This is a genomic window from Achromobacter sp. LC458 (genome assembly GCF_001005835.2).
GTDB lineage: Bacteria > Pseudomonadota > Gammaproteobacteria > Burkholderiales > Burkholderiaceae_B > Achromobacter > Achromobacter spanius_B.
This window is the reverse complement of record NZ_LBHW02000032.1, coordinates 13,982-36,007: the sequence shown is the minus strand read 5'-3', so window position 1 is coordinate 36,007 and position 22,026 is coordinate 13,982. Positions and strand designations below refer to the sequence as shown.

20 protein-coding genes and 1 pseudogene are annotated in these 22,026 nt (G+C 65.3%); 13 read left to right on the top strand and 8 right to left on the bottom strand.

All coding sequences use genetic code 11. The features are described from left to right. Nucleotides 1-122 precede the first annotated feature (122 nt). From YH64_RS22305 to mpl, 8 genes are all read right to left on the bottom strand, one after another. Nucleotides 123-1,211, bottom strand: a complete 1,089-nt coding sequence (locus YH64_RS22305; protein WP_046806539.1) for an ABC transporter ATP-binding protein — start codon at nt 1,209-1,211, stop codon at nt 123-125. Continuing rightward, on the bottom strand, nt 1,204-2,982 hold the full coding sequence (locus YH64_RS22300) for an iron ABC transporter permease (RefSeq protein WP_046806538.1): 1,779 nt from the start codon (nt 2,980-2,982) through the stop codon (nt 1,204-1,206). Before YH64_RS22300 ends, YH64_RS22305 begins: the two co-directional genes overlap by 8 nt. Before the next feature lie 151 nt (nt 2,983-3,133). Continuing rightward, on the bottom strand, nt 3,134-4,231 hold the full coding sequence (locus YH64_RS22295; RefSeq protein WP_046806537.1) for an ABC transporter substrate-binding protein: 1,098 nt from the start codon (nt 4,229-4,231) through the stop codon (nt 3,134-3,136). 139 nt (nt 4,232-4,370) lie between these two features. Continuing rightward, nucleotides 4,371-6,857 carry an extracellular solute-binding protein gene (locus YH64_RS22290; RefSeq protein ID WP_046806536.1) on the bottom strand — a complete coding sequence of 829 codons (2,487 nt, stop codon included), beginning with the start codon at nt 6,855-6,857 and terminating at the stop codon, nt 4,371-4,373. Then, nucleotides 6,844-7,515 (bottom strand): response regulator transcription factor, encoded by a 672-nt coding sequence (locus YH64_RS22285; RefSeq protein WP_046806535.1) that lies wholly within the window; start codon nt 7,513-7,515, stop codon nt 6,844-6,846. The genes YH64_RS22290 and YH64_RS22285 overlap by 14 nt, the downstream gene beginning before the upstream one ends. A gap of 128 nt (nt 7,516-7,643) precedes the next feature. Further along, entirely contained in the window at nt 7,644-9,545 is a 1,902-nt protein-coding gene (locus tag YH64_RS22280; protein ID WP_046806534.1) for a ribonuclease catalytic domain-containing protein, read from the bottom strand. A gap of 73 nt (nt 9,546-9,618) precedes the next feature. Then, a complete protein-coding gene (locus tag YH64_RS22275) occupies nt 9,619-10,221 on the bottom strand; it encodes a YqiA/YcfP family alpha/beta fold hydrolase (protein ID WP_046806573.1) in 603 nt (200 codons plus the stop codon). A 25-nt stretch (nt 10,222-10,246) separates the two neighbouring features. Beyond that, complete coding sequence (gene mpl, locus YH64_RS22270; RefSeq protein ID WP_046806533.1) at nt 10,247-11,617, bottom strand: UDP-N-acetylmuramate:L-alanyl-gamma-D-glutamyl-meso-diaminopimelate ligase; 1,371 nt, start codon at nt 11,615-11,617, stop codon at nt 10,247-10,249. A gap of 94 nt (nt 11,618-11,711) precedes the next feature. Here mpl and YH64_RS22265 point away from each other — a divergent pair, with 94 nt between their 5' ends. The 13 genes and pseudogenes from YH64_RS22265 to YH64_RS22210 all read left to right on the top strand — a co-directional run bounded on the left by YH64_RS22265 (nt 11,712) and on the right by YH64_RS22210 (nt 22,016). Then, on the top strand, nt 11,712-12,245 hold the full coding sequence (locus YH64_RS22265; RefSeq protein ID WP_046806532.1) for a TlpA disulfide reductase family protein: 534 nt from the start codon (nt 11,712-11,714) through the stop codon (nt 12,243-12,245). Between the two features lie 97 nt (nt 12,246-12,342). Continuing rightward, nucleotides 12,343-12,777 (top strand): type II 3-dehydroquinate dehydratase, encoded by a 435-nt coding sequence (aroQ, locus tag YH64_RS22260; RefSeq protein WP_046806531.1) that lies wholly within the window; start codon nt 12,343-12,345, stop codon nt 12,775-12,777. An 88-nt stretch (nt 12,778-12,865) separates the two neighbouring features. Continuing rightward, nucleotides 12,866-13,321, top strand: a complete 456-nt coding sequence (gene accB, locus YH64_RS22255) for an acetyl-CoA carboxylase biotin carboxyl carrier protein (protein ID WP_046806530.1) — start codon at nt 12,866-12,868, stop codon at nt 13,319-13,321. Nucleotides 13,322-13,330: 9 nt separating this feature from the next. Further along, nucleotides 13,331-14,677, top strand: coding sequence for an acetyl-CoA carboxylase biotin carboxylase subunit (accC, locus tag YH64_RS22250; RefSeq protein ID WP_046806529.1), 1,347 nt, complete (start codon nt 13,331-13,333; stop codon nt 14,675-14,677). A gap of 95 nt (nt 14,678-14,772) precedes the next feature. Then, a complete protein-coding gene (gene prmA / locus YH64_RS22245; protein WP_046806528.1) occupies nt 14,773-15,699 on the top strand; it encodes a 50S ribosomal protein L11 methyltransferase in 927 nt (308 codons plus the stop codon). A gap of 26 nt (nt 15,700-15,725) precedes the next feature. Next, nucleotides 15,726-15,830 (top strand): annotated as a pseudogene (locus YH64_RS30630) (zinc-ribbon domain-containing protein); the annotation flags it as partial. A gap of 354 nt (nt 15,831-16,184) precedes the next feature. Beyond that, entirely contained in the window at nt 16,185-17,261 is a 1,077-nt protein-coding gene (locus tag YH64_RS22240) for a DUF3426 domain-containing protein (RefSeq protein WP_255444668.1), read from the top strand. Between the two features lie 12 nt (nt 17,262-17,273). Then, nucleotides 17,274-18,215 carry a carbohydrate kinase family protein gene (locus YH64_RS22235; RefSeq protein ID WP_046806526.1) on the top strand — a complete coding sequence of 314 codons (942 nt, stop codon included), beginning with the start codon at nt 17,274-17,276 and terminating at the stop codon, nt 18,213-18,215. Between the two features lie 215 nt (nt 18,216-18,430). Then, nucleotides 18,431-18,934, top strand: coding sequence for a glycine zipper 2TM domain-containing protein (locus YH64_RS22230; RefSeq protein ID WP_046806525.1), 504 nt, complete (start codon nt 18,431-18,433; stop codon nt 18,932-18,934). A gap of 393 nt (nt 18,935-19,327) precedes the next feature. Further along, complete coding sequence (locus YH64_RS22225) at nt 19,328-19,567, top strand: acyl carrier protein (RefSeq protein ID WP_046806524.1); 240 nt, start codon at nt 19,328-19,330, stop codon at nt 19,565-19,567. Continuing rightward, nucleotides 19,545-20,732: a D-alanyl-lipoteichoic acid biosynthesis protein DltD gene (locus YH64_RS22220; RefSeq protein ID WP_046806523.1), complete on the top strand. Its 1,188-nt coding sequence runs from the start codon at nt 19,545-19,547 to the stop codon at nt 20,730-20,732. Before YH64_RS22225 ends, YH64_RS22220 begins: the two co-directional genes overlap by 23 nt. Beyond that, entirely contained in the window at nt 20,729-20,881 is a 153-nt protein-coding gene (locus YH64_RS22215; protein WP_104145181.1) for a hypothetical protein, read from the top strand. The genes YH64_RS22220 and YH64_RS22215 overlap by 4 nt, the downstream gene beginning before the upstream one ends. A gap of 7 nt (nt 20,882-20,888) precedes the next feature. Beyond that, entirely contained in the window at nt 20,889-22,016 is a 1,128-nt protein-coding gene (locus tag YH64_RS22210; RefSeq protein WP_046806522.1) for an MBOAT family O-acyltransferase, read from the top strand. Nucleotides 22,017-22,026 lie beyond the last annotated feature (10 nt).

Sequence of the window (22,026 nt, the reverse complement as noted above, 5' to 3'; positions counted from 1 at the left end):
GCGTTGCACGGACGCATTGTAAGGCGAGTCCGCGCCGCCCGGACAGGCCGGCCAACCGCTTGTAACAGCTATTGGACGGCATGCCGGGATGGCGGGCGAGCGGCCGGCGCCGCCCGGCCCGATCAGGCCTGCTTGCGCGGGAACACCCACACCTTGCTGGCCGGAAGGGCCAGGCGGCTGGGGCCGGGTTCGCGGCCTTCGGGACCATAGGCGCGCAGCGCCAGGGTATTGGCCGGGTCCGCGTCGGGCGTGCGAAACAGGTATTCCCAGCGGTCGCCCAGGTACATGCTGGTCAACAGCGGCATGTCGATGTGGTTGCCGTCGGGGTCGTCCGCCAGGCGCACTTGTTCAACCCGGATCACGGCGGTGCCGTCCTGGCCGGCCGACACGCCTTCGCCCGCCTTGCCCCACAGCGCCCAGCCACGGCCCTCGATGCGGGCACGGCCATCGCGCACTTCGGTGACCTTGCCTTCCAGCCGGTTGTTGCTGCCCATGAACTCCGCCGTGAACAGCGTGGACGGCGAGCCGTACATTTCCTGCGGCGTACCCTGCTGTTCGATCTTGCCGTTGTTCAGCAGCAGGATGCGGTCAGAAATGGCCATGGCTTCGCTCTGGTCATGCGTCACCATCAGGGCCGACAGCCCCAGGCGGATGATCAGTTCACGCAGGAAGGCGCGGGCTTCTTCGCGCAGCTTGGCGTCCAGGTTGGACAGCGGCTCGTCCAGCAGGATGACGGGCGGGCTGTACACCAGCGCTCGGCCAATGGCCACGCGCTGTTGCTGGCCACCCGACAGCGCATGCGGATGGCGCTGGCCCAGCTTGCCCAGGCCCAGCTGGTCCAGCACGGCCTGCACGCGTTCGCGCACTTCGGCCGACGGCACCTTGCGCAACTTCAGCGGGTAGGCCACGTTTTCAAACACGGTCTTGTGCGGCCACAGCGCGTAAGACTGGAACACCAGGCCCAGGTTGCGCTCTTCGGCCGGAATCTCCTTGCGCGCGCCGCCGTCATAGACGATGCGATCGCCAATGGTGATGCGGCCGCGCTTGGGGCCTTCCAGCCCGGCCACGGCGCGCAGCAGCGTGGTCTTGCCGCTACCCGAGGGGCCCAGCAGCGACACCACTTCGCCTTGGCGCAATTGCATCGACACGCCCTTCAGCACGGGGTTGTCGCCGTAGTCCAGGTGCAGGTCTTCTACAGAAAGCTCAATCATGAAGTTTGACTCCGAATCGCAGGGCGATGCCCAGGCCGATCACGACCAGAACGATATTGATGAAGGAAAGCGCGGCCACGATGTCGATGGCGCCGGAGGCCCATAGCGACACCAGCATGGAGCCGATGGTTTCCGTGCCGGGCGACAGCAGGTAGACGCCGGTGGAGTATTCGCGCTCGAAGATCAGGAACATCAGCAGCCACGAACCGATCAGGCCGTACTTGGCCAGCGGCACCGTGACGTGGCGTGTGACCTGGCCGCGGCGCGCGCCGGCGCTGCGGGCGGCCTCTTCCAGTTCGGGGCCCACTTGCAGCAGGGTCGACGAAATCAAGCGCAGCCCGTAAGCCATCCAGACCACCGTGTAGGCCAGCCACACGCTGAAGATGGTGCTGCGCATGGCGCGCAGCCATTCGATGAAGTTCTCGCGCAGCCATTCGGCGAACGGCAGCGCCGACAGCCAGCCGTTTTCGTCCACGTCCAGGGCGTTGTCCAGCCACATCGGCACAAACAGGAACACCCACAGGAAGGCCAGGCCGGCCAGCAGGCCGGGCACGGCGCGCGGCACCAACACGCTGTAGTCCATGAAGCGCGTCACGTTGTCGGGCTTGCGGTGCATGGCCAGGCCCACGAACATGTAGCACATCACCGCCAGCGCGCCGCCGAACACCCCGATGGCGACCGAGTTCACAATGGCGCGGATCAGGTTGGGCTGTGCGAAGACCGTACGGAAGGCGTCCAGCGACAGCACGTCGAACAGCGACACGCCCATGCCCCAGTTGGACACGAACGCGCGCAGCAGCACGCCCAGCAGCGGCACGATGATGGTGACCACCAGCCAGAACGCCACGACCGCGCCCGCCGCCCAGCGCCACTTGCCCAACGGCAGCGGACGAGCGCGCGAGGCTTTGCCCTTGACGGTGACGAAGCGATTCGCGGTACGCATCAAACGGCGTTGCAGCATCACCAGCGGAATCGTCATGCAGATCAGGATCACGGCCACGGCGGCCATCAGGTGATACGACGGAATGCCCAGCTTGTTGGTCAGCTTGTACAGGTACGTGGCCAGCACCAGGTTGCCTTCGGGGTCACCCAGCACCAGCACCAGGCCGAACACTTCCAGACCCAGGAAGAACAGCAGCACGGTGGCGTACAGCATGGCCGGGCGCACCATCGGCAGGCTGACCGACACCATCACGCGCAGCGGCGACGCGCCGGCCACGCGAGCCGCTTCTTCCACGTCGGAGCCCATGCTGCGCAGCGCCGACGAGATATACAGGTACGCGTGGGGCACGTGCGTCAGGCCGGCGATGATGACGATGCTGGTCAGCGAATAGACGTTCCAGGGCACGAAGCCCAGGATATTCTGCGCCCAGATCGAGAAAAAGCCCACCGGGCCGGCGGCCACGACGTAGCCAAAGCCCAGCACCATGGGCGAGACGAACACCGGCACCAGGATCAGCGGTTCGATCCAGCGGCGGCCGGGCAGGTCGGTGCGGATCATCAGGAAGGCCAGCATGCCGCCTAGCGGAATGGCGATGATGGCCAGCCCGAAGGCCAGGATGAAGCCGCTTTTCAGCGCCTTGTAGAAATCCGGGTCCGCGAAGATGAAGCGGAACGCGTCCAGGCTGAAAACCTTGGACGGGGCAAAGAAGGGCGCGGATAGAAAGCTTTGGACGATGATGAACGACAACGGCACATAGATGGCCAGGGCCGTAATCAACACCACCACGCCGCGCGGCAGGGACTGCCATTTTCTGCGCAATGACTGCATGGGGAAATCCTGTATTCAAAGTGACGCGACGGTCGCGCCGCCCGGGTAGGGGCAGGCCCGCCCGGGGGGCGGTCAGGCGGGCGGCAAGCTGCCGTCCGCTACGCGTATGGGGCGCCGGGGCGGGCGCGCCGCGCCCCGGACCCGCGCGGCCTTACTTGCCGGCCGCGGCGCGCCAGTCCTTGATGAACTGAAGGCGCTTGGTCTGCTCAAGGTAGTCCAGCAGCGTTTCGTTGACCGGAATCGGCTTGAGCGAGGCGCCCAGCTTCTTGGTCATGCCGTCCACATCGTTGTCGCCGTCGATGTCATCGCGCACCGAGGCCAGGTCGGCCTGGTTGGCCATGATTTCCTGGCCCTTCCTGGACAGCAGGTAATCCATCCACAGCTTGGCGGCGTTGCGGTTCTTGGCTTTCTTGCTGATGAACGCCACGCGCGACAGCACCAGCGCGTAGTCGGTCGGGTAGGCCACGCCCAGCGACGGGTCGGACTTGGCGCGGGTTTCGGCGTACGAACCCAGGATGTTGTAGCCGATCAGGTTTTCACCCGAGGACACGCGTTCCATCATGGTGCCGGTGGACGATTGCACGACCAGGCCGCCCTTGGCGATGTCTTTCAGCGTGTCGAAATACTTGGGGTCGTTGGCCTTGTCCTGCACGGCCAGCATGAAGCCCACGGCCGACTTTTCGATGTCGTAGGTGGTGACCTTGTTCTTGAACTTGTCGGGCTGGCTGGCAATCAGCTTGGCCAGCGCGCCGTGCGTGGTGGGCACTTCGGCGGCGGGGATCAGGCGCTTGTTGTAGATGAACACGGCCGGCTCGTAGGTCGTGCCGTAGGCCGAATCCTTCCAGACGGCCCAGGCCGGCAGCTTGCCGGCTTCGGGCGACTTGTATTGCAGCGCGTAGTCGGTGGCCAGCTTCAGGGCCGAATCCATTGACGAGCTCCAGACGATGTCGCCGCTACCGCCGCCCGCCGCCTGCTCGCTGATGTAGCGGTTGTAGAGCTCGGTGCTGTTCATGTCGTTGTATTCGACCTTGACGTCCGGATACAGCGCTTCGAAGCCCTTGATGATGGGGCCGGCGGCCTTGGTGTCGGTGGTCGAATAGATGACGACCTTGCCTTCCTTCTTGGCGCCGTCCAGGATCTTTTGATAGTCGGCCGGGTAACCCGCCGGCACGGCCTGCGCGAAGGCGCTGCCGGTGGCGATGGCGAAAGCTGCGGCGCAGGCGGCCGCCAGTTGGGACTTGGCAAGCATGTGTTCGTCTCCGATTGGAATTGGTCTATAGCGGGATCTGGGTCCAGCCTGCGGCCATCTTAGGAGGCGGCGTCTGTCGTCGTCCTGTCATGGGGGCGATAAGCGGCTAGGGGTAATCCCTGGTCTTGCCGCGCCCCGCCTACGGCCGCTTGGGCGTGTCCGTCACCAGCCGCACCCAGTTCTGCACGAAGCGCGAATGCCGTCGCTGGTCCAGCCCCACCAGCAATGCCGGGCTTAACACCACCGGCTGAACGATGCCTTGCGAGCGCGCCAGCACGGCCTCGGAGGTCCAGCGGCCCGGCGTGTCTTCCATGATGGAACCCAGCGCCGCGTGGCTGGACGCCACCTGCTGGCCGGCCGGAGACAGCAGCCAGTCCACCAGTGCGCGCGCCAGATCGGGGCTGGGCGCGCGCCGCGAGATCAGCACCGACCGCGCCAGCACCAGCACATAGTCCTGCGGAAACACCACGCCGATCTTGCTGCCGGCGGCCTGGCGCGACAGGGCGTATGAACCCAGGATGTTGTAGGCCAGGTCCAGTTCGTCGTTCTCGATGGCGTCCAGAATCTGCGCGCTGGTGGGCGACAGCCGCACGCCCACTTGCCCCATCGCGTTGGCCAGCCCCCAGAAGTTGGACGACACCAGTTCGTCTTGCTCTGCCAGCAGATAGCCCAGGCTGCTGGCGGCGATGTCGTAGGTGCCGACACGGCCTTGCAGGCTGGCTTGCTCGCGTTCCAGCAGGCGCAAGATGTCCTGCCGCGAGCGCGGCACGGTGGCCTCGGTAAAGCGCTTGGGGTTGTAGACGATGACGGCCGGTTCGAACGTGAAGCCGTAGACCTCGTTGCGCCAGACCGCCCACGATGGCAGCTTGGACGCGTAGGGCGACGAGTACGCCTGCGCATAGCCGTCGTTGGCCAGCCGGATCTGCAAGTCCGACGCCGAACTCATCAGCACGTCTACGTTTTTCAGGCGCCCGTCCACGGTCGCTTCGTACAGGTCGCGGCTGCTGATTTCGCGATACACCACCGACACGTCGGGCCGCAACGATTGAAAGCCCTGGATCAGCGGCGCGACGACGGGCGTGTCCGTGGGCCCGGCGATGACCAGCGTGCGCGACGTGGGCTGCGGCGCGGGGTAGCGCGTGACGATTTCGTCCAGATCGGCCGCGCGCGCATCCTGCGGGGCGGACACCAGCAGCATCGCCGCCGTGCACACCGCGCCCAGCCACGCCGCCACGTGGCGTCCGGCCGGCTGTTGTTGCAGCGGCAGGATGACGCGCGCGGACAGGCCGCCGCCCGGCCGATCATGCAGCCATAGCGACCCCCCGTGCGCCGTCGCCACCGAACGCACGATGGCCAGCCCCAGGCCAGATCCCGGCTGCGACTCGCCAGCCCGTCCGCGCGTAAAGCGCTGCTGCACGGCTTCTTTTTCGTCGTCCGAAATGCCCGGCCCGCGATCGGACACCGTCAACGCCACGCGGAAACCGGCTACCGGCGTGGCCTGGATGTCCACCGTGCCGTCGGGCGCATAGCGCAAGGCGTTGTCCACCAGGTTGCGCAGCATCTCGCGCAAGGCCACCCGGTCACCGGCCAGTCGCGCGCGGCGCACTTCCGGCGCGATTTCGATGCGCAGGCGCTCGGCTTCCACCGGGCCGATGCGTCGGCGCGTTTCGTTGATGGTCTCGGCCACGCCCACGGATTCCGGTGGCCCCTTGCCCAGCCGGTGCGTGATGGTGGCGTCCATCAGCAGCTGGTTGATCAGCTGGCTGGCATGCGTGGCGTTCTGGTGAATGCGTACGATGCGTTCGCGCAGCCGCTTGGGGTCGGTCTCGTCCAGCGCCACTTCGGCTTGCGCGCGCAGCGAGGCCAGTGGCGTGCGGACCTGATGCGTGGCGTCGGCCACCAGCGTGTTCAGCGTGTCCATGATGATGGACAGGCGTTGCATGAAGGCGTTCAGCGCTACGACCAGGCGGCGCACTTCGCGCGGTACGGGCGTGGTCACGGGCGTCAGGTCCTCGGGGGCGCGGGTGCGCAGGTCGCGTTCCAGCACGGCCAGCGGCGCAAACGCGCGCTGCACGCCAAACCACAACAGGCCCAGCGCCACCAACGACACCACCACCAGCGGCAGGACGCCACGCCCCAGTATTTCGTCGGCCAGTTCATCCCGCGACCCCAGGGTCTCGGCCACCCGCACCGTGACCCAGCCGGCATGCTGGCTGGCCGACACCAGCCGCCCCACGGTCGCCACGCGCACCGGCTCGTCGTGGTAGGTGACGTAGGCGAACACCGGCGTGGCGGCTTGCGCCAGCGGCAGCTTGGGCGCCAGGTCGCCATAGCCGGTGATGAGGTGCCCATTGGAGGTGCGCGCTTCGTAAAAGACCCGTTCGCCGCCCGACAGCATGGCCAGCGACGACACTGGCGGCTCGACGGTGACGCCTTCGTCATCGATCTGCACGGACCCGGCAATGGTCAGCGCCGACGCGGCAAGCAGGCGGTCGAACGCCTGCTCGGCGGCGCGCTGGGCATAACCCCGCAGGAAAAAAACCAGCCCGATCAGCGCGCAGGCCAGCAGCGCCGCGCCCAAGGTGAAGACGCGGCGCCGGATCGAGGCGCTTTCAGGGATGTTCATGGCTGCGGGCCTGATAGCCGACGCCGCGCACGGTGATGATGTCGATCGACGCGCCCGCCAGCTTCTTGCGCAGCCGCGAGATCAACAGTTCCAGCGCGTTCAGCGAGCCGTCGTCCAGATCGAACAGCTGGTTCATCAGCCGCTCTTTCGCCACGGTCTGGCCAATGCGGCCCACCAGGATCTCAAGCAGGCGGAATTCGCGCCGGCCCAGTTCCAGCGGGGTGCCCGCCAGCGTCACGCTGCGCCCGGCCAGGTCCAGGCTTAGATTGCCGTAGGAGGTGGTGCTGCTGGTTTGCCCGGCTGGCCTGCGCATCAGCGCGCGCAGCCGCGCTTCAAGTTCACGCAGGTCGAAGGGCTTGACCAGATAGTCGTCCGCGCCCAGGTCCAGCATGTCGATCTTGTCTTCGATTTCAGCGCGCGCGGTCATGACCAGCACCGGCGCTTCCAGCCCGGCGGCGCGCAATTCACGGATGACCGAGAAGCCATCCTTGCCGGGCAGGTTGATGTCCAGCACCAGGGCGTCCCAGGTTTCGTCCAGGCCCCAGCGCAAGGCCGCGACGCCGTCGCGCACCCATTGCACGCTGTGGCCGGCCGACCGCAGCTTGCTCTCCACCGCATCGCCCAGATCAAGGTTGTCCTCGACCAGCAAAATGCGCATGTTGCGTCTCCGTCTTGTTATGGTCCTCTGCCGCGGGCAACCCCTCTTGCGCAATGGCGGGAGGGGCTGCCCGCGGCAGGGACGTTTTTTATGCTTTTGTTACGTTGCGCTGTCGCGCTGGATGCATCCTACGTGCTTGCGGGCTCGGGAGCCAGCTGGCCGACATACCGGCAGTCCAGTTCCAGCGCCAGTTCATCCATGCCCAGGATGTCGATTTCAACCGGCGTGCCGCGTTCCAGTTCGGGCATGCCGCCCACGCGCGTCACCAGCGGCGCGTTGGCAAATCGCACCAGATCATCGCGCAGCACGTGCGCCACCGTGCGGGTGATGCCGTTCTGCTTCAACCAGCGCAGGCACCAGTAGCGTTCCATGGCGCTTTGGAATTCGGCCCAGGCCGCGTACTGCGCATCGAACGCGCCGATGATGGCGAACAGGTCGGCGTCGCGCGGCTTGAACGGCGCCACCAGACGCGCCGACACGCCGTGTTCCACCGCGGCGATCAGTTGCCACTGATTGACCAGGTCGACATAGCGGCGCAGCGGCGACGTGCTCCACGCATACTGCGGCACGCCGATAGCTTCGTGCGGCAAGGCCTGCGTGCTCATGCGCACGCGGCCTGCCTGTTGCGACCGATAAATGCCCGGCACGCCGTGTTGGTGCAGCAAGCCGCCCCACAGGTTGTTGGCCAGGATCATGTATTCGGCCACCATGCGGTCCAGCGGCGCGTTGCGCTGACGCGGCACCAGGCGCACCGGCGTGTCCGGGTCGTCGGGGTTGCCGTCCAGGTAGAAGCTGTATTCCACGCGGGAATTGTTTTCGGGCTTGCCGCGCACGTTTTCGCGTTGCGCCGACAGCGCCTGCGCCAGCTTCCACAGCGGACGCAGCCAATGGCCGTAGGGAATGTCGGCCGACGGGTCGGCCAGGCTGGCCTCGGTGACTTGCGCGTCCAGCATGTTGTGGCGCAGGTTTTCACGCACCACCACCCGTTCCAGGCGCGTGTCGGATTCGATGATCTCGCCCGTTTCCGGGTCGGCCACCACATACAGCGACAGCACCGGCACTTCGCGCCCGGCATCCAGCGAGAACGCCTTGATGACGTTGTCCGGCTGCATCGGGATCTTGTCGCCCGGCATGTACACCGTGGACAGGCGGGCGCGCGCCAGCTTGTCGAATTCGCTGTCGCGGGTCACGGTCAGGCCGGGGGCGGCCACGTGCACGCCCACGCGCAGGCGGCCGTCGGGCAACGTCGTGACGGACAGCGCGTCGTCGATCTCGGTCGTGGTGACGTCGTCCACCGAATAGATCTCGGCATCGGACAACGGCAGTTCGCGGTCGATGGGCGGCAGTTCCAGTTCCGGAAATTCCAGGCCGCGCGGGAAGTTGACGGCCAGGAAGCGGCGCTTGTGCAACGCCAGCGCGTGCGGCCATGCGCCCAGTTCCAGCAGCAGGCGGTCGGGGCTTTTGCCTAGCTTGGCGCAGGCGGCGTCCAGCGCCTTCCATTGCTGCGAATTCTTGTCCGGGCGGATCAGCAGCGTTTCGGCAACCTGGGCAATGGGTTCGGGCAGGCGGCCGGCGGCCATCTCGTCGACCCATTCCTGTTGCTGCTCGGCCTGGCGCTGCTTCTTTTCCAGCGCCGCCAGCGCAGCGGCCAGGATGTCCGGCGGGGCAGGGCGGTAACGGCCCTTGCCACGGCGGTGAAAGTACGCGGGCGCACTGTGCAGGCGCATCAGCAGCGCGGCATGTTCCACCGGCGTGGGGGCGTGGCCGAAGTAGTCGGCGGCCAGCGTGGGCGTGTCGAACTCTTCTTGCGGCGCGCATTCCCACAGGAATTGCAGATCCAGTTCGTCGGCGGCCGCGGCCGCCTGGCTCATCAGCGCCGCCGGTTCGGGCGACGCGAAATTGAACAGGGTATTGGCGCGCTTGATCTTGCTGCGCTTGCCCGACTCTGACTCCACCTGCAAGCTGGCGTCGGTTTCGGACAGGATGTTGCCGGCCTTGAAGCTGCCGTCATCTTCGTAAAACACATACATGGTGGGGATCTTCCTGGGCGGCGCGTACGCACCGCCTTGCGCAGCGAAATAGAGTGTTGATGTCTGGTACTGATTATTGAGGGCTAACCTGCTTGCCGCCAAGGGCGAATTCAAGCACCTCGGGCATCCAACGTTCGAAGTCGGACAAACCGTGGTCGCTGCCTTCGACGATACGCTGCCGGCAACCCGCGTAGCGATCGCGCATTTCACGCCAATCCAGGACCTCGTCGCCCGTGGCCGCCAGCAGGAAGTACCGGTCGGGATGGGTAATGCGGGGGACGTGGATGGCGGCCAGTTCGTCTACATATTCAGGCAAAAAGACGAACGGCGCGTCGGAATGATACATGTGGTGCTCGCCGACCTGGGTGGCCAGGTCGCGCGCGGCCTCGACGGCCGGGTTCAGCAGCACCGCCTTGCAATCCAGTTGTTCTGCCAGCCAGGTGGCGTAGAAACCGCCCAGCGACGAGCCCACCACGGTCAGCGCCCGGGGGCTGTCCGCGCCTTGCACTTGGCGCTGCGCAATGTCCATCGCCAGCGCAATGGCTTGCCGGGGGCTGGCGGGCAGTTGGGGGCAGGCCCACTGTGCGGCCAGGCCAAGCCCGGCCATGGCATCGGCCATCTGCCGGGCTTTGGTGGAACTGGGCGAGGAACGAAAACCGTGCAGGTAGAGAATCATTTCGTGCTCGTCCAATAAAGAGGGGTCAGCGGCGTGCCCGCAGCGCGTCCAGCAGCTTGCCATGGACGCCGCCAAATCCGCCGTTGCTCATGACCAGCACCTGGTCGCCGGGGCGGGCGGCGGCGGTCACGGCCGCGACCAGCGCGTCGATGTCATCGTAACTGGAAGCTCGGTCGCCCAGCGGCGCCAGGACCTCGGCCGGATTCCAGCCCAGCGCATGTTTGCCGCTGTGGGCGCCAAAGCAGAACACCAGGTCGGCGTCGGCCAGCGCGTCGGGCAGGCGGGCGGCCATGGTGCCCAGCTTCATCGTGTTGGAGCGCGGCTCCAGCACCGCCAGGATACGGGCCGACCCGACTTGGCGGCGCAGCCCTTGGACGGTGGTGGCGATGGCGGTGGGGTGGTGCGCAAAATCGTCATAGACCTTGACGCCGTCCACGGTGCCGCGCAGTTCCATGCGGCGCTTCACGCCCGCAAAACGCGTCAGCGCGGCGATGCCTTCCGGGGCCGACACGCCCGCGTGCTCGGCGGCGGCCAGCGCGGCCAGCGCGTTCATGCGGTTGTGCTCGCCGGTCAGGTTCCAGCGCACGGTGCCGATGTCGACCCCGCTGCGTATCACCGTGAAGGCGCCGTCATCATCGGGTGGGGATGCCTGCCAGGCGCCATCCGCGCCGAACGTGACCGTTTCGGACCAGCAACCGCGCGCAATCACGCGGTCCAGTGCGTCGCAATGGGCGGGCCGTACGATGCGGCCGGACGCGGGAATGGTGCGCACCAGATGGTGGAATTGCGTTTCGATGGCCGCCAGATCCGGGAAGATGTCGGCGTGGTCGTATTCCAGGTTGTTCAGGATGGCGGTGCGCGGGCGGTAATGGACAAACTTGGACCGTTTGTCGAAGAACGCCGTGTCGTATTCGTCCGCTTCGATCACGAAGGGGCGGCGCGTGGGGTCATAGCGGGCGGATACATGCAGGTCCGCCGCCACGCCGCCGATCAGGAAGTTGGGGGCAAGGCCGGCGGCTTCCAGTATCCAGGCCAGCATCGAGCTGGTCGTGGTTTTGCCATGCGTGCCCGCCACCGCCAGCACGTGCGCGCCCGGCAGGATGTTGTCGCCCAGCCATTGCGGGCCGGACACGTAGCGCGCGCCGGATTCCAGAATGGCTTCCATCAGGGGGTTGCCGCGGCTGACGACGTTGCCGATCACGTACAGGTCGGGGGCCAGCGCCATCTGGTCCGCGCCAAAGCCTTCGATCAGGTCGATGCCTTGCTCGGACAGCTGCGTGCTCATCGGCGGGTATACGCCCGCATCGCAACCAGTGACCTTGTGGCCGGCGGCCCGCGCGATCAGCGCCAAGCCGCCCATGAACGTACCGCAGATGCCAAGAATGTGCAGGTGCATTGAAAACTCTCCTGTCCGGCATTGTATATATAGCGGCCACCGGCCATGCCGGCGCGGCAGCGCGCAAAATACCGGCAGCGGTTATGATCGCGCCATGAATCGACGCCTACTTCTATCCGCCGGCGTGGCCGTGGCCGCCACGGTCGCCGGGGGCTATACCCTGTTGGGGCAGAAGTCCCGCACGTCTGCACCGCCCACTGAGGCCGGCGACCCGGTTGCCGCCTTGATGCAGTTGCAGATGCCCGATTTGCATGGCGCGACGCAGTCGCTGGCCAACTGGAAGGGCCAGCCGATGGTGGTTAATTTCTGGGCAACGTGGTGCGCGCCGTGTGTGCGCGAGATGCCGGAATTGGATGCCTTGCAGAAAAAATACCCGAATGTCCGCTTTGTCGGCATCGGCGTTGATTCCGCAGCGAACATGCAAAAATTTGTCGAGAAAGTGCAAGTTTCGTACCCCTTGTGGGTCATCGGGGCAGGTGCGATCGATACCTTGCGCAAGCTGGGCAACCCCAGCGGCGGCTTGCCTTTTACCATCGTGTTCAACGCTGATGGCGCAATTAACCGGAAGATACTGGGCGAAATCCAACCCGACGACCTGAACCAAACCTTATCCGGTTTGAAGGCATAAGTCTGTTGGACAAATAGTAGGAATTGGCGTAAAAAGCTGGTTTATCGGCTGTTTTGCCAACAATTCCACCGTTGGCAATCCACTCATTGGCAAGCGCATGGCGCAAAACATACTGGTATTGCATGGTCCGAATCTAAACCTGCTTGGCACCCGGGAACCTCATATCTACGGCAGTTTGACGCTGCCTCAGATCAATGAGCACCTGGAGCTGCTTGCAGGGGAATTGGGCGCCAAGCTGGCTGCTTGGCAAGGCAATCACGAAGGCGCGCTGGTTGACCGCATTCAAGCGGCCCGGCAAGACGGCACAGACTTCATCATCATCAACGCGGCGGCTTATACGCACACCAGCGTCGCTATCCGCGATGCGCTGGCTGGGGTCGCGATCCCATTTATTGAAGTACATTTGTCCAATCTGTATAAGCGAGAGCCCTTCAGGCATCACTCTTATCTGTCCGACTTGGCGGTAGGCCTTATCTCCGGCCTGGGCGCGGACGGCTACGAGGCGGCTCTGCGTTACGCAGTGCGGCACTGATCTCGCACCAAACTCACGGCTTTTACATCTTATACGGCGCGGACCCCACGCTGGGACGCCGCCGACACTATCTCGGGAAGCAGCTTCTATGGACCTTCGAAAACTCAAAACCCTGATCGACCTGGTGGCTGAATCGGGTATCGCCGAGCTGGAAATCACCGAAGGCGAAGGCAAGGTACGCATCGTCAAGTTCTCGCAAACCTTGCAGCCGGTGGCTTACCACCAGCCCGAAGCCGGCGCGCAAGCCGCGCCCGTCGCACAAGCCGCCGCGCCCGCCGCGCCGGCCGCCGAAGCCGCCCCGGTCATCCAGGGCCACGTCGTCAAGGCGCCGATGGTCGGCACGTTCTACCGTTCGCCGAACCCGGGCGCCGCCCCGTTCATCGACGTGGGCGCCACCGTCAAGGAAGGCGATCCGCTGTGCATCATTGAAGCCATGAAGCTGCTCAATGAAATCGAAGCCGACAAGTCCGGCGTCATCAAAGAAATCCTGGTCGAAAACGGTGAGCCCGTCGAGTACGGTCAACCCCTGTTCGTCATTGGCTGATAGCTGAAAATGTTCGAAAAAATCCTGATCGCCAATCGGGGCGAAATCGCCCTGCGCATTCAGCGCGCTTGCCGTGAGCTGGGCATCAAAACCGTGGTCGTGCACTCCGAGGCTGACCGCGAGGCCAAGTACGTGCGCCTGGCCGATGAATCCGTGTGCATCGGGCCCGCGCCGTCGCGTGACAGCTACCTGAACATGCCGGCCATCATTTCGGCCGCCGAAGTGACGGATTCCGAGGCAATCCACCCGGGTTACGGGTTCTTGTCCGAAAATGCCGACTTCGCCGATCGCGTCGAAAAGAGCGGCTTCGTCTTCATCGGCCCGCGTCCCGACACCATTCGCCTGATGGGCGACAAGGTCAGCGCCAAGCGCGCCATGATCGAAGCGGGTGTGCCGGTGGTGCCCGGTTCTGAAGGCGCGTTGCCCGAAGATCCGCAGGAAATCATCCGCATTGCGCGCGAAGTGGGCTACCCGGTCATCATCAAGGCAGCAGGCGGCGGCGGTGGCCGTGGCATGCGCGTGGTGTACACCGAGGCCGCGCTGTTGAACGCCGTCACCATGACGCGTTCGGAAGCGGGCGCCGCGTTCAACAACCCGGAAGTCTATATGGAGAAGTTCCTTGAGAACCCTCGCCATGTGGAAATCCAGGTGCTGGCCGATGGTGGCCGCAACGCCGTCTGGCTGGGTGAGCGCGACTGCTCCATGCAGCGCCGCCACCAGAAGGTCATCGAAGAAGCGCCGGCTCCCGGCATCGCCCGTCGCGCCATCGAGCGCATCGGCGACCGCTGCGCCGACGCTTGCCGCAAGATGGGCTATCGCGGCGCGGGCACGTTCGAGTTCCTGTTTGAAAACGGCGAGTTCTATTTCATCGAAATGAACACCCGCATCCAGGTCGAACACCCGGTCACTGAACTGATCACCGGCATCGACCTGGTGCAGCAGCAGATCCTGATCGCCGCTGGCGAGAAGTTCACGCTGCGCCAACGCGACATCGCCTTCAAGGGCCATGCCATCGAATGCCGCATCAACGCCGAAGATCCGTTCCGTTTCGTGCCCAGCCCCGGCCGCATCACCAACTGGCACACGCCGGGCGGCCCTGGCGTTCGGATTGATTCGCACGCCTACAACAGCTACTTCGTGCCGCCTAACTACGATTCGATGATCGCCAAGGTCATCACGTATGGCGATACGCGTGACCAGGCATTGGCGCGCATGCGCATCGCGCTGTCGGAAATGGTGGTGGAAGGCATTTCGACCAACATCCCGCTGCATCGTGAATTGCTGCAAGATGCCCGCTTCATCGAAGGCGGCACCAGCATCCACTATCTGGAAAACAAGTTGGCTCAGCGTCCCTGACCGACGACCCGGGGCCTCACGGCCCCTTTTTACGTTTTATGGTCTATCGGGCCGCGGCGCGAGCCGCGGCCCGATGGCCAGATGGAAGAATAATCATGCGTGAACTCGTGCTCCATTGCCTGGAGGCTCAGGCCGAAGCCCTGTCGGACGCGTTGCTCGAAGCGGGCGTGCTGTCGGTGTCCGTGGAAGACGCCGATTTCGGCACCGATGACGAACGCCCCTTGTTTGGCGAACCGGGCACCGAGCCCGACGTGCAAGCCTGGGACCGCAACCGCGTCGTGGCCTTGCTGCCCGATGGCGCCGATCCCACGCAGATCATGGAAGAAGCCGCGTCGGCCGGTGAGCTGGACCCGACGCTGTTTGCCGGCTGGACGCTGCGCGACGTGCCGGACGCCGACTGGGTGCGCCTGACGCAATCGCAGTTTGGCCCCATCCACATTGCCGAACGCCTGTGGATCGTGCCCAGCTGGCACCGCGACAATCCCGATGTGCCCGGGCTGGACCCGGCCACTGCCGAAGAGGGCGCCATCCATATCGAGCTGGACCCGGGCTTGGCGTTCGGCACGGGCAGCCATCCCACCACGCACCTGTGCCTGGCCTGGCTGGAAGCCGAATTGCCCGCCGGCGCGACCGTGCTGGACTACGGCTGCGGCTCGGGGATTCTGGCCATTGCCGCGCGCAAGCTTGGCGCAGGCCCGACCTTGGCCGTGGACATCGACGCGCAGGCCGTGCAAAGCACGGCCTACAACGCCGAGGTCAACCACGTAGCACTGCAAGCCATGCTGCCCGACGCGCTGGCCGACGGCACCTTCGAGGTGGTCGTGGCCAACATCCTGTCCAATCCGCTGAAAGTGCTGGCGCCGATGCTGGCCGGCCGCGTGGCAGAGGGCGGGCATCTGGTGCTGTCCGGCGTGCTGGAACGCCAGGCCGAGGAAGTGGCTGCCGCCTACGCGCCCTGGATGGCGATGTCGGTCTGGCGCGCCCGCGACGGCTGGGTTTGCCTGCACGGCCAGAAGGCCTGAGCACCGCTTAGGCAGGATCGCATCACATGGCTTTGACCACCCGCTGCCCGCAATGCGGCACCACGTTCAAGGTGGTGCCGGACCAGCTGCGCGTCCGTAACGGCCTGGTGCGCTGCGGCGCCTGCTCGACGGTTTTCGACGGCCGCGCCTGCCTCTTGCCCGGCGCCGACGCGAAGGCGCTGCCGCCCGTGCCGCCAGCCGCGCGTCCCGCGACGCCGGCCCCCGCCGCAGCCGCCGCCGCGCCGGTCCTCTCGCGGCCCTCGGTAGAGCCCCGCCAGGTTCCGCCCTGGGAAGACGAACCGGCCTCGCATCCGCATGCCCCGACCGCCGCGCCGGCGCCTGCCGCACCAAGGCCTGCCGCACCAAGGCCTGCTCCGGCAGTGCCGCCAGCCCCCGCCACGCCTGCGTACGCCCCGATGACGCCGCCGCCGGGCCGAGCTGAGCCGATAATTCCGGTCGCCGTGGCGCCTGCCGCTGCGCCCGCCGTGCTGCGCGGGCGTGACGCGATACGCCGCCACGTCGAGCCCGACGATAAGCTGCCGGAAGACGAGTTTGACGACGAAGGCCCGTTGGCCCGGGACCTGGACGATGAAATGCGCGACGACCGGCATGGCCGCGTCCAGACGTATCGCCCCGAACCCATCATCGCCACGCCGCGTGGCAACGAACCGGTGTTCAACTGGCAGGACCGGGCCGACGAAGACGACCGAGACGATCATCGAATCGACGATCGGGATCACGACCGCGACCACGATCACGACCGCGACCGCGACCAAGACCGCGATCACGACCACGACGATCACCGCATAGGCCACCACGATGACCCGCGCGTCGATCACCGCAACGTCTCCCGCGATCGCACCCCGCGCCACCACGACGTTCGCCAGCCTTACGTCGCCGACCACGCCCTGAGCCGTCACGACGCCTACCGCGCCGACGACGACGGCCCCGGCTTTGACGACGACATCGAGCCCGTGCTGGGCGATGCGCGCACGCGATATTCCAGCGCCACCGATGTGGGCCGCGCCCCGCCCGAGTTCCTGGACCAGGATCGTACCGAACGCCGTGGCCTGCTGCGCAAATTGTGGGGCTACGCGTGCTTGGTGGGCCTGATCGCGCTGGGCCTGCAACTGCTATACGTTTACCGCACCGACATCGCCAATTCCGTGCCCGCCGTGCGCCCGGTGCTAGAAGCCGCGTGCAAGCCGCTGGGCTGCACGGTGGGCTACGCGCGGCGCTTGGAGCGCATCGCGATTTCCTCGTCGTCATTGCAACCGCCCACGGGCGCGGCCGCCATCGACGACGGTCGCAGCCGGCTGGTGCTGAACCTGGTGCTGCGCAACCGCTACGACAAGCCGCAGCATTGGCCGGCGCTGGTGCTGGACCTGACGGATCTGTCCGACACGGTCGTGGTGCGCCGCGTGTTGCGGCCCGAAGACTACCTGACGCCCGAGCAACTGCGCGGGCCGTTCGCGCCGGCGGGCGAGCTAAAGATTTCCGTGCCCATTGAAGTGACTGGTGTTCAGGTCAATGGCTACCAACTTGATAAGTTCTTTCCTTAAAGGATGACACGCATGGCAACCCCCGTCCTGGTTTGCGGTTCGATGGCGTTCGACACGATCGCCGTGTTCGAAGGCCGCTTCAAAGAGCACATTCTTGCCGACCGCATCCAGTCGTTGAGCGTGTCGTTCCTGGTGCCCAGCATGCGCAAGGAATATGGCGGTTGCTCGGGCAACATCGCCTACAACATGAATCTGCTGGGCGGCAAGCCGCTGCCCGTGGCCACCGTGGGCGAAGACGCCGGTGAATACCTGGAACGCCTGTCGGCCCTGGGCATCGACATCGCCCGCGTCAAGGTGATTCCCGATACGTTCACCGCGCAGTGCTTCATCACCACCGACCTGGACGATAACCAGATCACCGCTTTCCACCCGGGCGCCATGTCGTTCTCGGCCGACAACGACCTGAGCGATGCGCAAGCGGCCTGGGCCATCGTTGCCCCGGACGCCAAGGAAGGCATGTTCGCGCACGCCGAACGCCTGCACGCGCGTGGCATCCCCTTCATCTTTGACCTGGGCCAGGCGATGCCGCTGTTCGACGGCGCCGACCTGGAACGCATGCTGAAGATGGCGCGCGCCCTGACCGTGAATGACTACGAAGCCGGCGTTGTCGAACAGCGCACGGGCCGCGGCATGGCGGACATTGCCGCCACGTTGGAAGCCGTGGTCGTGACGCGCGGAGCCGAAGGCGCCACGCTCTTGACCGGCGGCAAGACGATCCAGATCGCGCCGGTGCGCGCCACGCAAGTGGTCGACCCGACCGGTTGCGGCGACGCGCAGCGCGGCGGCCTGCTTTACGGCCTGACCAGCGGCTGGAACTGGGAAGACAGCTGCCGCCTGGGCAACGTCATGGGCGCCATCAAGATCGCCTCGCGCGGACCGCAAAATCACGCGCCGTCGCGCGCCGATATCGACGCGGTGCTGCACGCCACCTACGGCATCCACTTGCCGGCTTGATCGTTTTATCCGGACTTCGAGACACGGGAACCGCCGCGCGATTGCGCGGTCGAACGGACGTTGAAAATCACCGATGCGACGGCGCGAATATCGCGCTGTCACAAGGTGATTGCTGGCTTTGGCCGTGAGTTTCAGTGTGTTGCAACCGCGCCTGCCCGGGGTAGTGCGCGGGGTATGATCAGTTTTCGTCGGCAGTGCCCGATCGAGGAGTCCAAATGAATCAAAGTAAATCTCTTTCCCTGGTGACCCCGCGTACTGGCCGGTGGCTGGCCATCGCGGCCGTCGTGACGTCGATGGCTGTGCTTGGCGGCTGCGCGAATCGCAGCGCGTCCAGCGGGGTATATAGCTACGACCAAGCCCAGCGTGAGCAGATCGTCCGTACGGGCACGGTCACGGGCGTGCGCCCGATCGTGATCCAGAATGACAAGTCCAGCGGTGTCGGCATGTTGGCCGGCGGTGCGCTGGGTGGTGTGGCCGGCAACGCGGTTGGCGGCGGCACGGGCCGCACCATCGCCACGGTTGGCGGGGCCATTCTTGGCGCGCTGGCGGGCAACGCGGTCGAAAACCGCGTTGGAACCAACTCCGGCTATGAAGTCACCGTGCGCCTGGACAACGGCGAAACCCGTGTCGTGGCGCAAGAAGCCGACGTGCCGATCAGCGTGGGCCAACGCGTCCAGGTGATCAGCGGCGCAGGCCCCACCCGCGTCACCCCGATGTAATTCCCGAAGCCCGCGCAAGCGGGCTTTTTCGATGCGCGCCGACGCGTATGAAGGCCCCGATTATCGGGGCCTTTTTTGCCTGAAAGTGTCGCTCCGCCGCAACGAGAACCCCGGGATTTACCCGCAGGCGTTACGTTTCCCTGCCTTTTCTCGCGATTTAGCCCAAAAGTTTCATGGCGATTCGACGGCCAAAGTGCAATGATTGCGCCTGCGATCGATGTCAACCTTTCGCGGTGATGTAACCAAGTGCGTCCCTGTGGGCGTCCCTGCGTGCTCCCCGACATCGTTCTGGATCGCTGAATCCCGTCAGTTGAGCTTCAGCTTTTTTCTGTATTCTCGTCACCTGAATCCCAGGGGCGGGGATGTTTTGCCGACAAGGCAACTGCAATATCTATGCATACCGAGCAAGAACTCCACACCAAGATCGGCGAGATCGTCGAGTCGATCGTCATGAAGAAAGTCACCCCCGATACGCAGCTGATCGCCACGGGTCTGGTTGATTCCCTTGCCGCCGTGGACATCACGCTGGCTGTCGAATCCGAGTACGGTTGCAGCATCCCGGCTCCTGAAATCGCGGAACACCTGCAGTCGGTCCGTACGCTTGCCGGCTATGTCGCTGCCCATACTGCATAACACCCGGTTCTTGTCCCATGTCGCGGCCGCCGCGACGGCAGTAGCACTGGCGATAGGGGTGTACTGGGGCGCGGACGATGTGCTCAGCCGCATCGTGACACCCGCGGCTTCGCCCTCGGCCGCCGCTACCGACAAGAGCAACTACCTGCCTAATCTCGGGCCGGACTGGGGCACTCAACACGTCAACCTGAATCGCCTGGGCAACGCCCTGAGCGACGGGACGCTGGTCGTGCTGGGTTCGTCCGAATTGTCCAGCCACGACCTGCGCTTCGTGCCTTACCGCTTCTTCCCTGAAGAACTGAAGGTGCCGACGCTGGCGTACGGCCACGCCATGTTCCAGTCCTACGGCATCGTCAGCGTGCTGGAGTCCGTGGCCGATTCCCTGACGCCCAACACGCGGTTGGTCATCATGGTGTCGCCGGCCTGGTTTGCCTCGGGTGGCCAACTGCCGCGCAGCGCCTTTGCCGAACACGTGACGGGCCCCGTCTGGGACCGCCTGTGGGATCAGCCCAGCACGCGCGAGCAGATGCAGAACTGGATCAGCGACAACGCCAACTGGGGGCTGCTCTGGCTGATCGCCAATGGCCAGGTAGCTGAACTGAAAGACAAGCTGTCGCTGTGGTGGCATGCCCGCAAAGAGCCGGCGCCCGACCGTCCGCGCACCAAGCTGTCGGTGCCCGCGCACCGCTTCGTGTCCTGGCCATCCGCCGCGCGCCTGAACGAAGGGCAGTGGGGCCGGCTGACGCATGAAGCGCGCGAAGTCGAGCGGCAGCTGGGCGGCAACAACCCCTACGACGTGCGCGACGATTACTACAAGCAGTACCTGGCGCCGCTGTATTCGCCAGCGCGCAACGAGTTCGCCGACGTCGACCCGATCACCCGCACCGAGCTCGGAGATCTGTCGCGCGTGATGGCCCTGCTGCAAAAGCGCAAGGTCAAGGCGTACTTCGTCATTCAGCCGTTCAACCCCAAGCTGATCCTGGACGTCGAACGGTTCGACCCGGTGGTGGCCGCCATCACCGGCATGTGCCAGCGCTATCAGATGGGCTGCCTGGACCTTTACAGCATCCCGTTCGAACCGGGCATGGTGCGCGATGACATGCATCTGGCCGAGCTAGGCTGGGCCTTGGCGGACCAAGGTATTGCGGAGTACTTTTCCCGATGAAATTTTTTCGCAAGGACGGCGCCGGGCGCCGCTTCTTCTGGCATTTGTGCCTGTACATCGGGGTCATCCTCGTATTCGTGCTTCAGGCTCAGCCCACCACGGGCAGCGGCGGACCGATCAAGGTCGAATTCCAATACCAACAGTTCTGAGCGCGCCATGGAATTGTTCGCAAGCTTGAGCTTTTTTGGCGGCGCCCTGTGCGGCGGCCTGGGCCTGTTGGCGTATCGGTCGTTCGGCATGCCGCTGCGCATCGGTTATCGCCACATCATCGGCGTGATCTGCCTGGGCGTATGGATGGCGGTCTTCTGGGCGCGGCCGTATCAGCCCATCGCGCTGCTTGCCATCTCGGGCAGCGCCTTGTGGGCGGTACGCCGCAACTACATTCCGACGTGGCTGGCCGTCATCATCACCATGACGCCGCTGCTGCTGGTCAAGACGGGCGTGTCGCATCTGGGCGCCATGCTGGGCCTGTCGTTCGCGACTTTCCGCGCCATCGATGTGCTGCTGTTCGCACAGCGCAACGAACGCGTGTCGCCGCTGGACTACTTCATCTACCTGTTCTTCCCGCTGACGCTGCTGGCCGGCCCGATGTACCGCTGGCGCAATTTCCAGGCCGACCTGAAGCGCGGCTATGAAGGCGTGAACCTGAACACGTGGCTGATCGGTCTGGAACTGATCATGGTGGGCGTGATCCAGAAGTTCGGCCTGGCCGAGCTGATCTGGCGCTATGGCCTGGCCACGCTGGACGCGCACGATTATTCGTTCACGGGCGTGGCGTTGAACGCGTCGCTGTACAGCGCGTATCTGTTCTTCGACTTCGCCGGCTATTCGACGATGGCAATCGGCATCGGCATGCTGTTCGGCTTCACCTTGCCGATCAACTTCCGCAATCCGCTGGCCACGCTGAACCCGCAGGATTTCTGGCGCCGTTGGCACATCAGCCTGTCCGAGTGGCTGCGCGACGTGGTGTTCATGCCGATCTACAAGGCGCTGAGCAAGACCAAGTTCTTCGGACGCCATCGCATGGCGGCGCAGAACATCGGCATCTTCGCCACGCTGCTGGCCATGGGCGTGTGGAACGGCCTGTCGCTGCACTACATCGTCAGCGGGCTGATGTTCGGCGCGTATTCGGTGGGTCACAACCTGCTGATCAACGCATCGCGCACCCGCCCCGCGTTGCAGGCCACGCTGGCGCATCCGGTGATGCGCTTCCTGGGCCGCGTGCTTACCTTGATCCTGGCTGCGCTGGCGCTGTACGTGTTCAGCGGTCGCAGCCCCATCTGACGCCGGGAGT